The sequence below is a fragment of the Ralstonia sp. VS2407 genome, assembly GCF_052950655.1.
In genome coordinates this window covers 1-456 of sequence record NZ_JBRFVG010000291.1, presented here as the reverse complement: position 1 = coordinate 456, position 456 = coordinate 1, and the positions used below count along the sequence as shown (strand labels likewise).

The 456-nt window shown below is 60.3% G+C and carries 1 pseudogene; it reads left to right on the top strand.

Features of this window, described 5'->3' with window-relative positions:
• Positions 1 to 67: 67 nt before the first annotated feature.
• Positions 68 to 456 (top strand): annotated as a pseudogene (locus ACU8YE_RS25115) (transposase); the annotation flags it as partial.

Below are 456 nucleotides of genomic sequence, written 5' to 3'. Positions count from 1 at the left end.
CCGTAGTCATTATCGGTGAAACTCCTTCTAGATCAGAGCCTCACACACAAACTTCCTGACACCCTCCGTTGAGGTGCCAGACCCCACCGCCGGCCACGACAAACGGGTATATGACCAAATTTTCCTCGACGGCACCTACACCGCCGGCGGCTGTCTGATTATCGCGGCGACCATCGACCACGTGATCGCCTGGCACTGGTGCAAACACGAAACCACCCGCGACTACCAGCTGCTGCTTGAACGCATCGAAGCCCCACTCATCGCCGTCATCGACGGCGGCCAAGGCGCATACAGCGCGATCAAAAAGTGCTGGCCGACCACGAAAATCCAACGCTGCCTCGTCCACGCCCAACGCGTGGTACGCCGCTACACCACCAGCAACCCACGCACCGATGCCGGGCGCACCATCTACCGACTTGCGCTGAAACTGACCCGGATCACCACCCTGGACGAAGC